This window comes from Hyphomicrobium sp., from assembly GCF_035548195.1.
Classification (GTDB): Bacteria; Pseudomonadota; Alphaproteobacteria; order Rhizobiales; family Hyphomicrobiaceae; genus Hyphomicrobium_B.
Genome location: NZ_DASZTY010000009.1, coordinates 1 through 13593 on the forward strand (window position 1 = coordinate 1; position 13593 = coordinate 13593).

The following is a 13593-nucleotide window of genomic DNA, read 5'->3' on the forward strand; positions in this document are numbered from 1 at the left end:
GGGCGCGGGAAGAGGATCGGCATGAGCTGCAACGCGGCACATGTGGCCGGTTGCCCCTGATAGGTGTCAATGGCCCGCAGAAGCCTGCCAAGCTCCGGAGCTGAAGTGACGGCAGGCCGATGATGAACCTTCGGGGTTGTAAGCGCGCCCCGTAGAGCAATGGTAGGATCGTTTTCGATGCGCGCTGTCGCGATGGCATAGCGGAAGACGGAGCCGATAACGGAACGCAACCGCCGTGCTGTTTCGTGATGTCCTTTGACCTCAACCCGGCGGAGCACCTGCAACACATCTGCCGATGAAATGGATTTCACGTCCCGATCGCCGAAAAGCGGGTAGGCAAAATCAAGCAGCCACCGCCTTTTACCAAGCGTGATTTCCGCCAAGCCTTCGCGCGCCAGCTTGGCAAGATGCTCTTCCGCGATGGCCCGGAATGTGTTCGTCTCGGCGGCCTTGGCTTCCTTGCGCGCCTGCTTTTTCCGAGCGGATGGATCGCCGCCGTCTGCGATAGTCTTTTTTGCATCATCTCGACGCTCACGTGCCTTCGCCAACGTCACGTCCGGATATGGGCCAATCGCGAGAAGCTTCTCGCGGCCATCCACTCGATATTTCAACCGCCAGAGGCGCGAGCCGGTCGGGTTGATCAGTAAAAACAGGCCGCCGCCGTCGGCAAGTTTGTAGGGCCTGGCAGCGGGCTTTGTGCGCCGGATAGCGGTATCGGTCAGGGGCATGTCGTCCAGTCAAGCTAGATCAAGATACCCCCAAGAATACCCCCAATTTGCTCGGCTGCCAACGGAAACCACCAAATGTTCTAGGACTGCAAGTCCCTATGAAACATTGGATTTATAAGACGTTTTTGGAAGGTACTGGACGCTCTTGGAGGGCTAAATGGTGCCTCAGGAGGGACTCGAACCCCCACACCCTTGCGGATAGCAGATTTTGAGTCTGCCGCGTCTACCGTTCCGCCACTGAGGCTAGCGCCCGAAACGGGCGAGAAGGGGCGATCTATACCGGCATCGCACGCGCCGTCAACGCGCGATAAAGCCTATTTAAGGGTATGCGTCACGCGGCCGGTCGCGTGGTGATGTTCCACAACCTCGATTTTATCGCCGATCTTGAGCCCGCGAGATTTATACGCCAGCACACGGACCAGGGGACCATGGTCGAGCTGGACAATCACGTTCTCGCCTTCAGCTTCCGCCGTACTCGATCTCGTGACCAGCGGCTGAATGTCGGTCACCTTGCCGGCGACTTCCTTGTTGTCAACCTTCAGGTCCAAAGTCTCATAGCCGAAAGCCAAGCCGATCGCCGCGAGAACACCCAGCCCAATTGCTGCGTATTTCGCGCGTTCGAGCCAAATCGCCCGATCAAGCCGCCGCCGTACATCGTCGCGCACGTTGAAGCTCCTTAAAACGCGGTGCGTGTACCAGACCGGCCCGATGGTGTCATCCGTTCCGTGACGGCAGCCGTCTCGCCGGCGTTAACCCGTGGCGTCAATGCCGCGCGGTTCATTCCCGAGCGCAGGCCACTCAGGCCGCCGCCTGCGCGTGCCGGTCAACCAAACGGACAATATCGGCCATGATATCGTTCAGCTGGAAGTCCTTCGGCGTATAGACGGCGGCAACACCGAACGCCTTCAGCGCTTTTTCGTCCTCGGGAGGAATGATGCCGCCCACAACCACCGGCACGTCGTCGAGCCCCTCTTTGCGCATCCGCTCCATGACATCCTTGACGAGCGGAACGTGCGACCCGGACAAAATGGACAAGCCGACCACATGCACGGCCTCATCCACCGCCGCACGGACGATCTGCGCCGGGGTCAGACGAATGCCCTCGTAAACGACTTCCATACCCACGTCGCGCGCGCGTACCGCGATTTGTTCCGCTCCGTTCGAATGCCCGTCGAGTCCCGGCTTGCCGACGAGAAACTTGATGCGCCGCCCAAGCCTGTCGGAAACCTCGTCTACTCGTGCACGAACAGCTTCGAGTTGCGTGCTATCACGAGCGACAGCGGCCTGAGCGACGCCCGTGGGCGCCCGGTATTCGCCGAAGACTTTGCGCAGAGTCGTACCCCACTCACCGGTCGTAACCCCCGCTTTGGCCGCCTCGATAGAAGCTTCCATGATGTTGCGGCCCTCTTTCGCGGCCCGCTCGACCTCGGCAAGTGCTTTTTCAGCTTTCTTCGCATCCCGGTTGGCGCGCCACGCTTTTAGACGCTCGATCTGCTCGGCTTCGACGGCCGGATCGACGACCATGATCGCATCCGAACCGGCGGAAAGCGGCGACGGCTCGCCCTCGGTGAACCTGTTGACGCCAACAACGGTCAGGTCGCCGGTTTCGATCTGCGAAAGCCGCGACGTATTACTCTCGACAAGCCGCCGTTTCATGTAGTCGATCGCCGCCACGGCGCCGCCCATCTTGTCGATCGTCGCAAGTTCCGCCTTCGCCTCTTCCTTAAGAGCGGCGACCTTCTTCGCAACTTCCGTCGAACCGTCAAAGATGTCGCCGTATTCCAGAAGGTCGGTTTCGTAGGCAACAATCTGCTGCATCCTGAGCGACCACTGCTGATCCCAGGGACGCGGCAGTCCCAGCGCCTCGTTCCAGGCAGGCAACTGCACGGCACGCGCGCGCGCATTCTTCGATAGGGTAACCGCCAGCATTTCGAGAAGAATACGATAGACGTTGTTCTCGGCTTGCGGTTCGGTTAGGCCAAGCGAGTTCACCTGCACACCATAACGGAATCGGCGGTGCTTCGCGTCGGCAACACCGTATCGGTCGCGCGTGATTTCATCCCAAAGCTCGTTGAACGCGCGCATCTTGCACATCTCGGTAATAAAGCGCATGCCCGCGTTGACGAAGAAAGAGATGCGTCCGACCACATTGCCGAATTCATCCGCCGGGACTTCCCCCGAAGCCTTTACAGTGTCGAGAACGGCGATGGCCGTTGCGAGTGCGTAGGCAAGCTCCTGAACCGGCGTCGCGCCCGCTTCCTGAAGATGGTAGGAACAGACGTTCGTCGGATTCCACTTCGGGACGTTTTTCGTCGAGAAAACGATAGTGTCCTTGATCAGCCGAAGAGACGGCTCGGGCGGAAACACATAAGTTCCGCGCGACAAGTATTCCTTGATGATATCGTTCTGAATGGTGCCGGTGAGCTTCACGCGCGAAGCGCCGGTCTGGTCCGCAACGGCGATATAAAGCGACAGCAGCCAAGCGGCGGTCGCATTGATCGTCATGGACGTATTCATTTGATCGAGCGGAATACCGTCGAGCAGCGTCAGCATGTCTCCGAGATGGGACACCGGAACGCCCACCTTGCCGACCTCTCCGCGAGCCAGTTCGTGATCGGAATCGTAGCCTGTCTGCGTCGGAAGATCGAAGGCGATCGAAAGGCCGGTCTGTCCCTTCGAAAGGTTCTTTTTATAGAGGGCGTTCGACTTGGCCGCCGTGGAATGGCCGGCGTAAGTCCGAAACAGCCAGGGCTTGTCGCGTTCGGGCTTGCCCTCTTTGCTCTTGGTCGAATTTTCGGTCTTGGTTTCCGGCATACGAAGTGCGTCTTTCGGCTCAGGAACGATGAACGGCTTAAGCGATTGTAAAGTAAATGAATGTCGCGGAAAGACAAAACGGAAGTTCGCCGCGCTCTCGCGCTTTTACGGCCGAGCCTAGGTCCAGATCAAGCTAGCGTCGCACGCGCTGGCGACCCGCCATTGGAGCAAGGCGTGTACGCCGCACGCGGTATTCGACAAACAACGTTCCCAGCCATTTCATTCCAATCACTAAGGCGAGCCCCGCCAAAACGCCCACCCCGACGACCGCGGCAAGATTGGTATCATGATCGTAAGCAAGGGTAATCATCTCGGCGCGAAAGAAAATCGGCGCCAAAAGGCCCCCCGCCATCAGAACTGGAACAGCCCCGACCGCGAGCGTCGGCGCGTCCACGATTTCGCGGATAAACCAGAAAACGAGGGCCGTGAACACCGCAGCGGTATAAAACGTGAAGGAATCGGTATTTTTGAGCTGCCACATCAGGTCTTGCATTGCGGTCATCCGATCGGGGACGTGCGGCGAACAAGCGGGTGGCAAAACGCCTCAAGTCTTGTAGAGGCTTAGGATAAAGATATGCAGTTAAGGAGTTCTTGCGGCCCCCGCATGCTTAGCGGGCCCCGACCCCTTCATTGCAGCGCAAAAACGTGCTTCATACTGCGATCCCTCAACGGGACGTGAGGACGCGCGAAGAAGACGAGCCAGAATGGCCCTCGTCGCGGGAATGTCGGGAGACGCAGCACCAATGTCGAGCCAAAACGTGGCAACAAAAAGTGACGCGGCAAAAGCCGCCCAATCGCCCGAAACTGGGGTCAAGAAGGACCTTTACGAGATCGGGGAAATTCCTCCGCTCGGACACGTGCCAAAAAATATGTATGCCTGGACGATTCGCGAAGAACGCCATGGCGAACCCGACAAAGCGATGCAGATCGAGGTCGTTCCGACCTGGGAGCTCGACAGTCACGACGTGCTCGTGCTCGTCATGGCTGCGGGCGTCAATTACAACGGTGTCTGGGCTTCACTCGGCATACCTATTTCACCGATCCGCGACGTTCACAAATTTCCTTATCACATCGCAGGATCCGATGCGTCCGGCATCGTCTGGGCCGTCGGTTCCAAGGTAAAGCGTTGGAAGGTCGGCGATGAGGTCGTCATCCACTGCAACCAGGATGACGGCGACGATGAAGAGTGCAACGGCGGCGATCCGATGTTTTCGCCGAGCCAGCGCATCTGGGGATACGAGACGCCGGATGGCTCGTTCGCGCAGTTCTGCCGCGTCCAGGACCGCCAGCTTCTTGAACGCCCGAAGCACCTGACGTGGGAAGAAAGTGCCTGCTATACGCTGACTTTGGCGACGGCCTACCGCATGCTTTTCGGCCACCGCCCGCACGTTCTGCGACCTGGGCACAACGTTCTTGTCTGGGGAGCATCGGGCGGCCTTGGCAGCTTTGCGGTCCAGCTCTGCGCAACGTCGGGTGCCAATGCCATTGGCATCGTTTCGGAAGAAGACAAGCGCGATTACGTCCTCCAGCTCGGCGCCAAGGGCGTCATTAATCGCAAAGATTTCAAATGCTGGGGACAGCTCCCGAAAGTCGGCACGCCGGAATATAACGAGTGGCTGAAGGAGATGCGCAAGTTCGGCAAGGCAATTTGGGACATCACCGGCAAGGGCGTGAACGTAGATTGCGTCTTTGAGCACCCCGGAGAATCGACGATCGCCGTTTCCGTGCAGGTCGTAAAGCGCGGCGGTATGGTCGTCATTTGTGCAGGCACCACCGGCTATAATCTGACGATGGACGCCCGCTATTTGTGGATGCACCAGAAGCGCGTCCAGGGCTCCCACTTCGCAAACCTCATGCAGGCAAGCCAAGCCAACCGCCTCGTTATCGAGCGCCGTATCGACCCCTGCATGTCGGAAGTCCTGTCGTGGGAGCAGATCCCCAAGGCACACATGCGCATGATGAGGAATGAGCACAAACCGGGCAATATGGCAGTGCTCGTCTCCGCACCGACCACGGGCCTTCGGACGCTTGAAGACGTCATCGAAGCCGGGACCCAACCGCGCTAATTCTTCCGTCTCCCCAAGGGGAAGGTGCCGATGGCCGGACGAGGGGGATTTGTTCCCCTCTCCTTCACACTACTGGAACGACCGCACTCAACTCGGCGATCCCGATCCGAACGCGGCCCGCTCGGCCGCTTCCCGCCGCATCCGTTTCATCTCAATAATGCCGCGATTGAATTCGGCGCCGAGCAAAATCGTGATCGCAGTAAACTGAAAGAAAATCAAAGCGATCATCAGCTGCGAAAGTCCCGCGTAAAACAACGAATAGTTCGTAAACGCCAGATAGCGCGACCAAAGGCCGGCAAGCGCCAGCCAGAGGAAGATTGAGAGGACGACCCCGGGCCAAACGTCCGCCAGACGCCGACGTCCTGCGGCGAGCCACAGATGCAGGGCGAGAAGCTGCGCCGCGATCACCGTGCCGGCCAAACCATAACGCACACCGGGGCCGAGCGACGTCGAGTCAAACAGAGTTTTGAGCCATTCCGATTGAAACTGAGACGCAATCGCCGCACCGATCACACCCGGCCCAATAACGACAGCCCATGTCAGAACAAGCGTCGACAGCGCGCTTACGAAAACAAACGACATGCTGATCAATAGACAGAGCGGATAGGGCCGAGTCTCGCGAGCCCGGTAAGCCCCATTAAGGGCCGCACGGAGCGTTTCAATCGCGCTGGTCGCAAAGAACAGAGCGAGGAACGCACTGACAGTAAGAAGATCGATGCGCCGCGACCCCATCACAGCCATCACTTCCGGCGCCAGCCCCTTGGCGACCGGCTCAGGCAGAATCGCGAAGAGCTGGTTGACTGCGTCCTGTGCGAGTTCGCGACCGCCGAACAAGCCCGAAAGAGCACCCAGAAAAATGCAAAAAGGAAAGAGCGAAACGACGAACGAAAAGGCGACGGCGCCGGCCATGGCGAAGCCCGAATGCTCGTAAAGCCGATAAAGGGCCTCGAACAGCCTGCGCATCCGCTTCATAGATAATCCGCTCTCTTGCCTATTTGTTTTCGGCGAAACGTAGTGACTCGCCCGCACGAGGTCCACACTGCGGCAGTCGGTCTTCCGGTCCAATACCCTTTGGGACACACTGTCCCGCTCCGATGCCCTTCCATCGATTAACCGTTAGGCGGCAGGTCCGATCCGAAAGACCTTGCCCCAACGAGCCTGCGTCGGCGCACGGGTTGCGGTCTCTGGGCAGTTGGCTTATTCCCCCTGATTAGTGAACTGATCACCCTCATTGAAAACTTGATCAGCGCCAGGTTCGCTGGGATTAACCCAAGCATTCGCCCGGCCACTTTTCAGGAGATCTGCATGTCCGTCGCGCCGTTGAAGGCCGGAGCTAACATTCTGTCCGCAGGAACCGAGAAACTCATAGAGCGCTGCGGCGAAGCCGTCACCGGAGCAGACCGCATCCTGCAAGCCGCGAAGGCCGGGGTGCGCGTTAAAATACAGGAAGCCGGCGGCATCGATAACGCCCAGCACTCCGCACACGGACTGGCGTGGCTCGCGACGACCGTCGAAGGCCTCCGCCAAATGCACGATTGGGCCAATCGCCTCAATAGCGAAGGGCGCTTCGGAGAGTTCGAGCAGCTTTTGCTGATCGCCGCCTTCGCCGAGTACGGCGCGCAGGTGGCCAACGGCATTCCGATGAGCCAGCTCGAAATCGCCCGGCCCGATGCGCTCGGCGTCCCGAAAGCCGACATTCGCCGCTTTGAAGATTCGATCGCCGACCTCGTTGAGGAAGGCGGATCCGAAGCGGTCAAGGCTCGTTTGGGCGAGCTGATCGCGGCGCAGCCCGAAGCAATGACGTTCGGCGACACCGGCCTCGATGAAACGCATGCACAGATTCAAGATCTGATGCGCAAGTTCTCGCTCGACGAAGTCGTTCCCCACGCGCATGAGTGGCATCTCAAGAACGAGTACATTCCCCTCGAAGTTATCTCGAAACTCGCTGAGCTTGGCGTCTTCGGCTTGGCACTGCCGGAAGAATTCGGCGGTATGGCGCTTGGCAAGGAATCCATGTGCGTCGCCTCCGAGGAATTGTCGCGTGGTTACATCGGTGTCGGCTCGCTCGGAACGCGTGCCGAGATCGCAGGCGAGTTGATCCTGCACAACGGCACACCGGAGCAGAAAGAGAAGTACCTGCCGAAAATTGCTACCGGCGAAATGCTTCCGACGGCCGTCTTCACGGAGCCGAACACGGGTTCGGACCTCGCATCGCTAAAAACACGCGCCGTGAAAGACGGCGATACCTACAAAATCACCGGCCAGAAGACCTGGATCACGCATCCTGTACGCGCCGACATCATGACCGTCCTCACGCGGACCAACCCGAACGAGCCGGGTTACAAAGGACTCTCGATGTTCCTTGCCGAGAAGCCTCGCGGCAGCGACGAAAATCCTTTTCCTGCGGAAGGCATGACGGGCGGCGAAATCGAAGTGCTCGGCTATCGCGGCATGAAGGAATACGACATTTCCTTCGATAATTTCGAAGTCCCGGCAGAGAACCTTCTCGGCGGCGTCGAAGGTCAGGGCTTCAAGCAACTGATGAATACATTCGAAGGCGCACGCATTCAGACAGCTGCACGCGCTGTCGGCGTCGCCCAATGCGCAATGGACCTTGGCCTGAAATACGCGCTGGAACGTAACCAGTTCGGCAAGCCGATCTATTCGTTCCCGCGCGTTCGCAACAAGGTCGTGATGATGGCCGTCGAGACGATGATCGCTCGCCAGCTCACCTATTTCTCCGCACGTCAGAAGGATGCAGGGCGGCGCTGCGACCTTGAAGCCGGCATGGCGAAGTTGCTCGGCGCCCGTGTGGCATGGGCCAATGCCGACAATGCCTTGCAGATCCACGGCGGCAACGGCTTCGCACTCGAATATCCGGTTAGCCGGGTGCTCTGCGATGCGCGCATTCTAAACATCTTCGAGGGCGCTGCCGAGATTCAGGCCCAGGTCATCGCGCGGCGCCTTCTCGAAGGCGCCAACTAAAAGCGCAATCGGAGAGTAGGATCATGAGATGTACCACAGCTCTCCTTATCGGAGCACTCGCCCTCACCTTTGGCACACTGGCACGTGCTGACGATGATGACGGCCCGATCACCGCAAGTTGGACAGCCATCGAATTGAATGGCAAGCCCGTTACCGGCCCGACGCTCGAATATACGACCGACAGAGCATCCGGAACCGGCGGCTGCAATCGCTTCAATGGTCCGATCACGATCGAAGACGACGCCATTCAAATCGGTCCGCTCGTCTCGACCAAAATGATGTGCGAAGGAAAAATCGAGACCGAGTCGCAGTACTTCGCGGCCCTTCAGGCGGCCCGATCCTTCGTGATCGACAATAATATGCTTCTTTTGAAAGACGAGAGCGGCCACACCCTCGCAAAGTTCAAGAGATAATCCGGCCGGCGAGCGCCATGTGCTGAACCGCGACAGGATTTGCACCTTGGGAATCTGACGATATACACGGAAGCGTTCTAACGCTCTTCCGGGGGTCGGATTCGCGACGACATGGCACGCTCAATACTCATCACAGGATGCTCCTCGGGCATCGGTCTCGACGCAGCCCGAACGATGAAGCAGCGGGGCTGGCGCGTCCTTGCTACGGCACGTAAACCCGAAGATCTCGCCCGGCTCACGAATTACGAAGGCGTCGAAGCCCTTCACCTCGAACTCGCCGATCCCCAGTCGATCGCAACATGCGCTATCCGCACTCTGGAACTGACGCGGGGTCGCCTCGATGCTTTGTTCAACAATGCAGCCTTCGGACAACCTGGAGCCGTCGAAGATCTAACCCCGGCGCTTTTGCGCCAACAGCTCGAAGTCAACCTTGTCGGCACGCACGATCTCACGCGGCGCTTGATCCCAGCCATGCGCAAGAACGGCGCCGGGCGCATTGTCAACTGCTCGTCTGTTTTGGGTATGGTGGTCGCGCCTTATCGTGGCGCCTACTGCGCTTCGAAATTTGCTCTCGAAGCGTTGACGACATCGTTGCGTTTGGAACTTGAAGGCTCAGGCATCCATGTTGCGCTGATCGAGCCCGGACCGATCCGGTCTCGCTTCGTAGAGCACGCAGTCGAACGGCTTCTCGCAACGATCGACATCGAAAGTTCATCGCATAGAGACGTCTATCGTACGCGTCTCGAACGGATGAAAGCTGGCGGCCAAATGAAGTTCAAGCTTGAGCCCGAAGCCGTCAGCAAACGGCTCGTACACGCGGTCGAAAGCATGCGTCCGCACCGACACTACTACGTCACTGTTCCGACCTATCTTGCAGCCGCCATGCGCCGCTTCCTTCCGCAATTCGGCATCGACTATTTCGCACGTAACTTTTAGCGAGCCATAATCACGGGAGCGAGCTTTTCGCGCCAGACTGCGAGTTTTTCTTCCAGAGGTCGCGTGTAAAGCGGGCTGGACGATGGCAAGTCGAGCATCGTGAAATCGTGCTCGGAAACAAGACCTGGCTTCACTACATGGCGCCGGAACAAGTCGCGCGCCTTCTGTCCGTTGAAGGCAATCGTCTTGATCTCCGGATAGTCGGAAAAGAATGTCGCGAACGGATTTGCTGTTGGGTTCCGGATGGCGGCGTCGGAGCTTCCGATGCGTTCGGCTTTTTCGAGCACATCCCAAAGCGCGCATCTATTCCGCTGCAAAAGCTGCACACGCTCTGGGTACACCGCGGATAACGGCTCACCAAAAATCGCGGCAATCAATGGCCAGAAGTGATTCCTCGGGTGCCCGTAATATTGCCGAAGCCGCAGCGACTCCTCTCCCGGCAAAGTGCCGAGGATAAGTAGACGCGCTTCCAGCGTAACGATCGGTGGAAAGCTGTACTTGGCGAGCGCAGGAGCAGCCCCATCGCTCCGTCCAACGTCCGCTGTTCCTTCCGCCATTACTTTATGCCCGATGATAGGGATGCCCCGAAAGAATGGTCGCTGCCCGATAAAGCTGCTCGATCAGAACGACGCGCGCAAGCCCATGTGGAAGCGTCAGCGCACCGAGGGACAGCTTCAGCGACGCCCTGCCGAGAGCAGCTTCGCCGTGGCCGTCCGGGCCTCCGATAAGGAAAAAACACGACTTGCACCCACCATCGCGCGTATCGCGAACGAACCCGGCAAATGCTTCGCTCGTCAGCAATTTTCCCGTGGGCTCCAGCACCACGACGGTGTCGCCACCGCCAATGTCCTTGATCAGTCGTACCGATTCATCGCGCTTGCGCTCGCCTGTATCGGGAGCACGGCTTTCAGGAATCTCATGGATATCGATCGGACCAAGGCCCAGCGGCCTGCCTGCCCCATTGAGCCGCTTCACGTAGCGCTCGACGATGGCGCGCTCTTCGGCGTCTTTCAATTTACCGATCGCCGAGATCGCAATGCGCATCAATCAAACGCTCCGCGGCCAAGGCGCTCGGCCGCGTCCGATTCAAAACGGTGAAACTGCAGCTGCGTCAGTGCTGCGAGCTGTCGCCACGCGAAGCATCCGGCGGAATCTCCGCCTGCCACATCTTCTCGAGGTTGTAGAACTCGCGAACCTCGGGCCGGAAGACGTGGACGATGACATCGCCCGTATCGATCAGCACCCAGTCGCAGGCGCTCAGACCTTCGACCCTGACGCGCGCCTCGCCCCGCGCTTTCAATTTCTCACGCAGCTGCTCCGCAATGGCGGCGACATGCCGGTCATTACGGCCGGAAGCGACGACCATAAAATCGCCGAGCGCTGATTTTCCTTCGAGGGGGATAGAAACGATTTCCTCGGCTTTCGCGTCGTCAAGCCATCGGACGACGTCATCGAGGAGAGCAGCCGCATCCGGCGCCTTGGCGGCGGACTGGGCCAGAGAGGTGCTCTTGCGAGCGGCCTCGGTTGTGGTTCGGATCAAGCGGTAAACATCCTTTGCTGGTTGAAACCCGCTGTCAGACGGTCCGGCCAATTCCGGACTGGCAATATATTAAACGGCGTCGGACCAGCTCGCAAATAAAATCGGGACGCGACTTGTCGTGAAAACGTCATAATTTTCAATGCGCTAGGGCGCTAGCACGTCTGCGGGCGCTGCGGCGTTGCGCAAGGCGGTCGAAGAAAGATCGGATAATCGGATCGTCAGCAACAACCAAGCCGGAGGCTCACGTGCCGCCAGCGACCGGGCCTCAGATTCCGGCAATCGCCAACGCGAAAGTGCGAGCGCAGCCTTCGACGATAGCCCCCGGAGCCGCCAGCCCGGCCTGTCGACGACGGCAATCGGCATCGTCTCCGCAATGCTCCGCCAATGCTGCCAGCGGTCGAAAGATGCAAGATTGTCGGCCCCCATGATCCAGACGAATCGGACGCCAGGATGCCGGCGCTTCAAAAACGCGAGAGTCGCAGCGGTATAGCGCGTCCCGAGATCCCGTTCGAACCCCGTAATCTTCATATGCGGGCCGCGCGCAAACGAGCGGACGAGCGCCATCCGGCGGCTAAACGACGACAACCCGTCATGCGATTTGAGCGGATTGCCGGGCGTGATCAGCCACCAAACCTGATCGAGGCCAAGCCGCCGCATCGCAGCTTCGGCCGCAATTTGGTGTCCGGCATGCGGAGGATTGAACGAGCCGCCCATAATCCCGACGCGCTGGCCGGGAAGACAAAGGGGCGTACGGACGCGAAGCGAACCGAAGCTCTGCAGCGAAATCTTTCGCGTCAAATCAGGTGTGCCTCATCCGCGGTGCTCACTTCGGCCGCATCTGGCCGTCGCCGCGCACCTTGTATTTGAAGCTCGTCAATTGCTCGACGCCAACCGGTCCGCGCGCGTGCATCTTGCCGGTCGCGATGCCGATCTCGCCGCCAAACCCAAACTCTCCGCCGTCAGCGAACTGCGTCGACGCATTGACGATCACGATCGCGGAATCAACACGGTTTAGGAACCGCTCTGCCGTCGCCTCGCATTCGGTGATGATCGCATCCGTATGCTGCGAACCATAACGCGCGATGTGCTCGATCGCGCCGTCGACGCCATCGACCATCTTCACCGCGATAATCGCATCGAGAAACTCTTTGCCGTAGTCGTCGGGCTGCGCAGACTTAACGCGCGGATCGACTTTCCGCGTCGCCTCGTCGCCGCGAACCTCGCAACCCGCATCGAGAAGAGCTTTCACCAGCGGAGCGAGGATATCTCCATGCGCATTCTGATCGACTAGCAAGCATTCCGTTGCGCCGCAAATCCCCGTGCGCCGCATCTTCGCATTCACAACCAGCGGCACGGCTTTCCCCATGTCCGCACCTTGATCGACATAGGTGTGGCAGATGCCTTCGAGATGCGCGAAGACAGGAACGCGCGCTTCATCCTGCACGCGCTGCACGAGCCCCTTGCCGCCACGCGGGACGATGACGTCTACAGAACCGTTCAAGCCGCGGAGCATCGCTCCGACCGCCTCTCGATCCGTCGTCGGTACGAGTTGAATAGCCGCTTCTGGTAAGCCCGCCGCACGCAAGCCTTCAACGAGACATACGTGAATGGCGACGCTTGAATGATGGCTCTCCGAGCCGCCACGCAAAATAGCGGCATTTCCGGCCTTCAGTGCCAAAGCCCCGGCATCCGCCGTCACGTTCGGACGGCTCTCGTAGATAATGCCGATCGTCCCCAGCGGAACACGCACGCGCTGAAACTTGAGACCATTCGGCCGCGTCCATTCTGCGAGCACTGTTCCGACCGGATCGGGAAGCGCCGCGATCTCTTCAAGTCCTACGGCGATACCGTTGATACGCTTTTCGTCCAGCAACAGGCGGTCCACGAACGCGGCAGGACGGCCCGCAGCTTTCGCGGCCTCGATGTCTTTGGCATTCTCCGCGAGGATCGTTGGGGTTGCCGCGCGCAAAGCTTTCGCCGCTGCGAGAAGCGCCGCGTTCTTCTCTTCCGTTGTGGCCACCGCCAGTCGGCGGCTCGCCTTTTTCGCGGCTTCGCCAATGCCGCGCATCAGCTCCGCGGTCTCATTCTCGATGCGCTCCGGTCTGTTCATC

General features: G+C 59.4%; 14 protein-coding genes and 1 tRNA gene. 4 read left to right on the forward strand and 11 right to left on the reverse strand.

Features of this window, described 5'->3' with window-relative positions; translation table 11 throughout:
* The 5 genes from VHB22_RS02415 to VHB22_RS02435 form a co-directional block, all read right to left on the reverse strand.
* Window positions 1-728, reverse strand: a 728-nt coding sequence (locus VHB22_RS02415) for a tyrosine-type recombinase/integrase (RefSeq protein WP_325455362.1), incomplete at its 3' end; no start/stop codon positions are given.
* A gap of 158 nt (window positions 729-886) precedes the next feature.
* A tRNA-Leu gene (locus VHB22_RS02420) sits at window positions 887-972 on the reverse strand.
* A gap of 70 nt (window positions 973-1042) precedes the next feature.
* Window positions 1043-1393 (reverse strand): hypothetical protein, encoded by a 351-nt coding sequence (locus VHB22_RS02425; RefSeq protein WP_325455363.1) that lies wholly within the window; start codon window positions 1391-1393, stop codon window positions 1043-1045.
* Window positions 1394-1526: 133 nt separating this feature from the next.
* Window positions 1527-3542: a protein meaA gene (locus VHB22_RS02430; RefSeq protein WP_325455364.1), complete on the reverse strand. Its 2016-nt coding sequence runs from the start codon at window positions 3540-3542 to the stop codon at window positions 1527-1529.
* 133 nt (window positions 3543-3675) lie between these two features.
* Window positions 3676-4035, reverse strand: a complete 360-nt coding sequence (locus tag VHB22_RS02435) for a hypothetical protein (protein ID WP_325455365.1) — start codon at window positions 4033-4035, stop codon at window positions 3676-3678.
* 250 nt (window positions 4036-4285) lie between these two features.
* On the opposite strand from VHB22_RS02435, the gene ccrA reads away from it, so the two are divergent.
* Window positions 4286-5608: a crotonyl-CoA carboxylase/reductase gene (gene ccrA, locus VHB22_RS02440; RefSeq protein WP_325455366.1), complete on the forward strand. Its 1323-nt coding sequence runs from the start codon at window positions 4286-4288 to the stop codon at window positions 5606-5608.
* A gap of 87 nt (window positions 5609-5695) precedes the next feature.
* On the opposite strand, the gene VHB22_RS02445 is transcribed toward ccrA, so the two are convergent.
* Window positions 5696-6580, reverse strand: coding sequence for a YihY/virulence factor BrkB family protein (locus tag VHB22_RS02445; protein WP_325455367.1), 885 nt, complete (start codon window positions 6578-6580; stop codon window positions 5696-5698).
* Window positions 6581-6913: 333 nt separating this feature from the next.
* Between VHB22_RS02445 and VHB22_RS02450 the strand changes: the two genes are divergently transcribed.
* From VHB22_RS02450 to VHB22_RS02460, 3 genes are all read left to right on the forward strand, one after another.
* Window positions 6914-8593 carry an acyl-CoA dehydrogenase family protein gene (locus VHB22_RS02450; RefSeq protein ID WP_325455368.1) on the forward strand — a complete coding sequence of 560 codons (1680 nt, stop codon included), beginning with the start codon at window positions 6914-6916 and terminating at the stop codon, window positions 8591-8593.
* A gap of 23 nt (window positions 8594-8616) precedes the next feature.
* Window positions 8617-9006, forward strand: a complete 390-nt coding sequence (locus tag VHB22_RS02455) for an META domain-containing protein (RefSeq protein WP_325455369.1) — start codon at window positions 8617-8619, stop codon at window positions 9004-9006.
* A gap of 111 nt (window positions 9007-9117) precedes the next feature.
* Window positions 9118-9942: an SDR family NAD(P)-dependent oxidoreductase gene (locus tag VHB22_RS02460; protein ID WP_325455370.1), complete on the forward strand. Its 825-nt coding sequence runs from the start codon at window positions 9118-9120 to the stop codon at window positions 9940-9942.
* On the opposite strand, the gene VHB22_RS02465 is transcribed toward VHB22_RS02460, so the two are convergent.
* The 5 genes from VHB22_RS02465 to VHB22_RS02485 form a co-directional block, all read right to left on the reverse strand.
* Window positions 9939-10499, reverse strand: coding sequence for a DNA-deoxyinosine glycosylase (locus VHB22_RS02465; protein WP_325455371.1), 561 nt, complete (start codon window positions 10497-10499; stop codon window positions 9939-9941). The two genes, VHB22_RS02460 and VHB22_RS02465, sit on opposite strands and share 4 nt — an antisense overlap.
* 4 nt (window positions 10500-10503) lie before the next feature.
* Window positions 10504-10986 (reverse strand): 23S rRNA (pseudouridine(1915)-N(3))-methyltransferase RlmH, encoded by a 483-nt coding sequence (rlmH, locus tag VHB22_RS02470; protein ID WP_325455372.1) that lies wholly within the window; start codon window positions 10984-10986, stop codon window positions 10504-10506.
* 67 nt (window positions 10987-11053) lie between these two features.
* On the reverse strand, window positions 11054-11482 hold the full coding sequence (gene rsfS / locus VHB22_RS02475; protein WP_414652695.1) for a ribosome silencing factor: 429 nt from the start codon (window positions 11480-11482) through the stop codon (window positions 11054-11056).
* Window positions 11483-11626: 144 nt separating this feature from the next.
* Window positions 11627-12280, reverse strand: coding sequence for a nicotinate-nucleotide adenylyltransferase (locus tag VHB22_RS02480; RefSeq protein WP_325455373.1), 654 nt, complete (start codon window positions 12278-12280; stop codon window positions 11627-11629).
* 25 nt (window positions 12281-12305) lie between these two features.
* Complete coding sequence (locus tag VHB22_RS02485) at window positions 12306-13592, reverse strand: glutamate-5-semialdehyde dehydrogenase (protein ID WP_325455374.1); 1287 nt, start codon at window positions 13590-13592, stop codon at window positions 12306-12308.
* Window position 13593 lies beyond the last annotated feature (1 nt).

What these genes read in the sequence shown, in the direction of transcription:
- VHB22_RS02430 (WP_325455364.1), bottom strand. Translation starts at nt 3,542, where the DNA reads ATGCCGGAAACCAAGACCGAAAATTCGACCAAGAGCAAAGAGGGCAAG.
- VHB22_RS02435 (WP_325455365.1), bottom strand. Translation starts at nt 4,035, where the DNA reads ATGCAAGACCTGATGTGGCAGCTCAAAAATACCGATTCCTTCACGTTT.
- ccrA (WP_325455366.1), top strand. Translation starts at nt 4,286, where the DNA reads ATGTCGAGCCAAAACGTGGCAACAAAAAGTGACGCGGCAAAAGCCGCC.
- VHB22_RS02445 (WP_325455367.1), bottom strand. Translation starts at nt 6,580, where the DNA reads ATGAAGCGGATGCGCAGGCTGTTCGAGGCCCTTTATCGGCTTTACGAG.
- VHB22_RS02450 (WP_325455368.1), top strand. Translation starts at nt 6,914, where the DNA reads ATGTCCGTCGCGCCGTTGAAGGCCGGAGCTAACATTCTGTCCGCAGGA.
- VHB22_RS02455 (WP_325455369.1), top strand. Translation starts at nt 8,617, where the DNA reads ATGAGATGTACCACAGCTCTCCTTATCGGAGCACTCGCCCTCACCTTT.
- VHB22_RS02460 (WP_325455370.1), top strand. Translation starts at nt 9,118, where the DNA reads ATGGCACGCTCAATACTCATCACAGGATGCTCCTCGGGCATCGGTCTC.
- VHB22_RS02465 (WP_325455371.1), bottom strand. Translation starts at nt 10,499, where the DNA reads ATGGCGGAAGGAACAGCGGACGTTGGACGGAGCGATGGGGCTGCTCCT.
- rlmH (WP_325455372.1), bottom strand. Translation starts at nt 10,986, where the DNA reads ATGCGCATTGCGATCTCGGCGATCGGTAAATTGAAAGACGCCGAAGAG.
- VHB22_RS02485 (WP_325455374.1), bottom strand. Translation starts at nt 13,592, where the DNA reads ATGAACAGACCGGAGCGCATCGAGAATGAGACCGCGGAGCTGATGCGC.